The sequence below is a fragment of the Mesorhizobium sp. P2_D6 genome, from assembly GCF_056404315.1.
In genome coordinates this window covers 1-3344 of sequence record NZ_JBFUEG010000060.1, presented here as the reverse complement: position 1 = coordinate 3344, position 3344 = coordinate 1, and the positions used below count along the sequence as shown (strand labels likewise).

4 protein-coding genes and 1 pseudogene are annotated in these 3344 nt (G+C 59.4%); 3 read left to right on the top strand and 2 right to left on the bottom strand.

What is annotated here, in order from left to right; translation table 11 throughout:
• On the top strand, positions 1-319 hold a 319-nt coding region (locus AC1D1L_RS33505; RefSeq protein WP_477345783.1), incomplete at its 5' end, for a hypothetical protein.
• Between the two features lie 54 nt (positions 320-373).
• The gene (locus AC1D1L_RS33500; RefSeq protein ID WP_477345781.1) at positions 374-565 is read left to right on the top strand and encodes a hypothetical protein; all 192 of its coding nucleotides are present in this window, start codon (positions 374-376) and stop codon (positions 563-565) included.
• Positions 566-1097: 532 nt separating this feature from the next.
• Here AC1D1L_RS33500 and AC1D1L_RS33495 read toward each other — a convergent pair.
• On the bottom strand, positions 1098-2093 hold the full coding sequence (locus tag AC1D1L_RS33495) for a D-alanine--D-alanine ligase family protein (RefSeq protein WP_477345779.1): 996 nt from the start codon (positions 2091-2093) through the stop codon (positions 1098-1100).
• Positions 2084-2449: a condensation domain-containing protein gene (locus AC1D1L_RS33490; RefSeq protein ID WP_477345785.1), complete on the bottom strand. Its 366-nt coding sequence runs from the start codon at positions 2447-2449 to the stop codon at positions 2084-2086. Before AC1D1L_RS33490 ends, AC1D1L_RS33495 begins: the two co-directional genes overlap by 10 nt.
• 729 nt (positions 2450-3178) lie before the next feature.
• On the opposite strand from AC1D1L_RS33490, the pseudogene AC1D1L_RS33485 reads away from it, so the two are divergent.
• Positions 3179-3344 (top strand): annotated as a pseudogene (locus AC1D1L_RS33485) (transposase family protein); the annotation flags it as partial.

Below are 3344 nucleotides of genomic sequence, written 5' to 3'. Positions count from 1 at the left end.
GATCCATGTTGAGGATCTGGTCGAGCCGGGATCGCAACAGGTCGGTCTGTCCGCTTTCGCGCCGTTCCTTCGGCCGCATCGCACGCTCCCCTCGCAGCTTCGCCACAACAGTCGAATCACGCGTACGGGCACGCTTCAATTTGCCGGAAATCGCCGCTCGAAGCCACGATTTCCGGCAAAATCAAACGCAAAACTGGAGCAGAATCCTAAATTGAATCAAAGCCTTCCGAGTTCTTCACGGACGACTAGTGAAATGGACATTGAGGGCGCTGAGGAGTGGTCGTCAGGTCGTCAGACGTTGCGCCATCCTCTTTTATGACGCTGGACTATGTCCAGCACAGGTCCGCGATCGGCATGTCAATTTGAAGGAAAGATGAAAGTACTCGAAAAAGCTGGAGTTTGCGACGCCGGACGATCATGCGTCGCGATGAAATTCGTACTGGCGCATGTCGGCGAGATCGAAAGCAGATCGCTGCCCCAGATTTGGCGATGTCTGACCGTCACCCGACAAGTGGTCGCCGATGCCGATGATGAAGCCTCTGAGATCGCACTGCAGATTCCTTGATCGGCGCGGTTCATACAGAACTGCGCTGCGACTTGGCATGGAGCGTCTCAGCAAATTTCGGCGGGTGTGGTGGTCAAGGGACGCCTCGACCAGTCGGTGACCCGCTTTGCGTGGGCTTGCACCTGGCCATCCGGTGCTCCACATAATTGCGGGAGCCGATCGACCGTGTAGCCACATACACCTTTAGCTGATCATTGGCCGCACGCTCGGCGCGGTACCCGACAGATGGCCGGGATTGACAACGTGCCCGCCCGGATCACGGCGTCTGCCACCACAGGCGCCGCAAAGCCGGTGGTCGGGGTGGTGCCTTCCAGCAACACGAGCCGTGCCTTCCGACCTACGGCTTGCGCCAGTTATAAACCTCCTAGCTCCCCTCGTGTGCGCGCGACCTCGGGATCACCCACGCTGGGCAAAAGGCTCTCGCGCGACGATCCGCGCCGTCTACGCTGCTAGCCGCCCGGGTAAACGTCCGACGGGGGCACGTTCGACGGAACGTGCGAGAAGCCTCTCGCTTGGTGGGGGTGCTTGCATGTCAAGCGAATGCCGATCCGAAATACCGCTTGTGAGCGACATCCAGGATGCGATTGACCAAGCCTGAGAAGCTGTATCCGGCGGTCATCGCGGCTAAGGCGTAAGCACTGCCCGTATCGAACCCCGGCATGGTGTTGATCTCCAGGACAAGCGGCTGGCCGGAGCGGTCGATCCGGAAGTCGATGCGAGCGTAATCCCGGCATTGGCAGGCACGAAAAGTCGCAACCGAAATATTCCGCAGCACCGTCGCAAGGCTACTTCCGATCTGAGCCGGACAAATCTTCGGCGGCGGCGCGACCGCCAAGTGCTTCGCTTCCCAAGTCACAAGACGGGTTTCGCGATCGCCGAAGTCCTGCTCCACCAGAGGCAACACTTCAAGCTCTCCGTTTCCCAGCAGCGCGACGCAGATTTCTCTCCCTTCGATGTACTCTTCCACGAGCGCATCCTGCGCATACTGCGTGACGATCACTTCTACAGCCTGGTCTAACTGAGCGGGCTCATGTACGAGTTGCACCCCGCAGCTGTCGGATTCGTGGCGAGGCTTCACTACCAATGGGAATTGCAGGTCCCCAGTACTCTGCGTGCCGCGACGCATCACGCGAAAGTTCGGCGTCGGCAGGCCACGATCGCGGATGAGCCTCTTTGTGATAACCTTGTCGAGCGCCAGCCCATGCCCGAGCGGGCCGGATCCGGTATACGGGACGCCAGCCATCTCGAGCATGGCCGGAACGTGGGTGAGACGGCACTCGCCCTGAATTCCGTATGCCATGTTGAAAACGATTCCCGAGGGGCGGGCTTGGGACTCAGGCGGCATGAACCGCTCGAGCGTAGCGAGCAGTCCTTTATCGCCTTCGCACAGCAGCGTATCGTGCCCGCCCTCTTGCAGTGCCGCTGCCACCCTTTTGCCCGTCTCTCGGCCGAATTTCGCGGGACAAGGCTGACCAAATCGATTGATCACGCCCGTGTTATCATCATTCCGCACGATAGCTATTCGCATGAGCTGCTCCTTGGATGTTTGCCCCGCTGCCACTTCATTCGTTCGGATTTGATCGATCGAAGACAACAACTCAGCTGGCGCCGCGTGCCCCCGCAGGTACGGTCGGCCAAGCGGCGAGCGAGCTTGGCCCGATCTTCTGGAACGGCTGACCGCCCTCCCTTTTCGAAGTTGGTGCGCAGCACCTCATGACGCGCCGCCAACCCGTCCAAGGCTGACTGCAGGGCCGCCTCGTCCAACTCGCCGTGAAGCCGAAGCCCGATCTGGATGTGACGGGACTCACTGCCACCTTCCAGACGCAATAGGGACCAAAGCCGCTGCTGAGGGAATGACAGCGGAAGCCGTGACGGACGCGGCATAGTTTCAATCGCCGGGACCGTACTCAGTACACTCGTGTTGATCTGCATTGTTCGAGCAAGTTTCATATGGACCTCCTCGGTCGGAGAGTGCGACACCGCTATGGTTGCAACAGATCCTTTACCGTGTGTCATGCAGCCGGCGTGCCACCGAGGAGATTGTGCGAGGAAGATGGAAAAAGCATATGTTTTACGCCGCAACGGGGGAATGCTTGCGCCTCATTGTGTCAGGTTCCGAACAGCGACGTCTTCACCCGGATACGGCTGACACATTGTATTACTGACATCGAATGACGGTTGTTACTTGGCACTTTATCGGATTCCTCGTCCCTGGATGGTCAGATATCGTCGTGGAGGAAACGCTCGCACAGGGTATCATGCAGCCGTGGAAGTACTGGTCGACTGAATCGGGGGCTAAGTATTGGCACCCCACGCACAGAGCCATCCAACGCGATCGTACCGCCGGTATATCCAGCTAGGCGTTTTGCCAGATTGCCTCACCCGCTCTCGCCACGGGCGGGGCATCGGTATGATCTTCCCGTCCGAGGGGAAGCTTAGAACGGCCCCCCACAAAACCGTAAGCGCAAAACCCTCTCGGATCATTTACCGGAGAGATTCGGCCCAACGCAATGCGTCGACCCCGGGCGCCAGGGCTACGGACTCGGGTTAACGCGCTTTTGAGATTGCGGTTGATCTGATTCCATGGGGCTTCGATGATTCGGAGCCCCTGCCATGACGATTGCCGGCCTCGAAGGATTTGAGAAGCCACGCCTGAAGGCGCTTCTGGAGCATTTCGCCGCGATCGAAGAGCCGCGTGAGCCATGGCGGGTGGCGCATCCGCTGCCGGAAGTCCTGCTTCTGGTTGTCTGCGGCACGATCTGCGACCTGCGACGACTAT

Bases quoted from the DNA above. Each gene is read 5' to 3' on its own strand.
- AC1D1L_RS33500 (WP_477345781.1), top strand. From the start codon at position 374: ATGAAAGTACTCGAAAAAGCTGGAGTTTGCGACGCCGGACGATCATGC.
- AC1D1L_RS33495 (WP_477345779.1), bottom strand. From the start codon at position 2,093: ATGCGAATAGCTATCGTGCGGAATGATGATAACACGGGCGTGATCAAT.
- AC1D1L_RS33490 (WP_477345785.1), bottom strand. From the start codon at position 2,449: ATGCCGCGTCCGTCACGGCTTCCGCTGTCATTCCCTCAGCAGCGGCTT.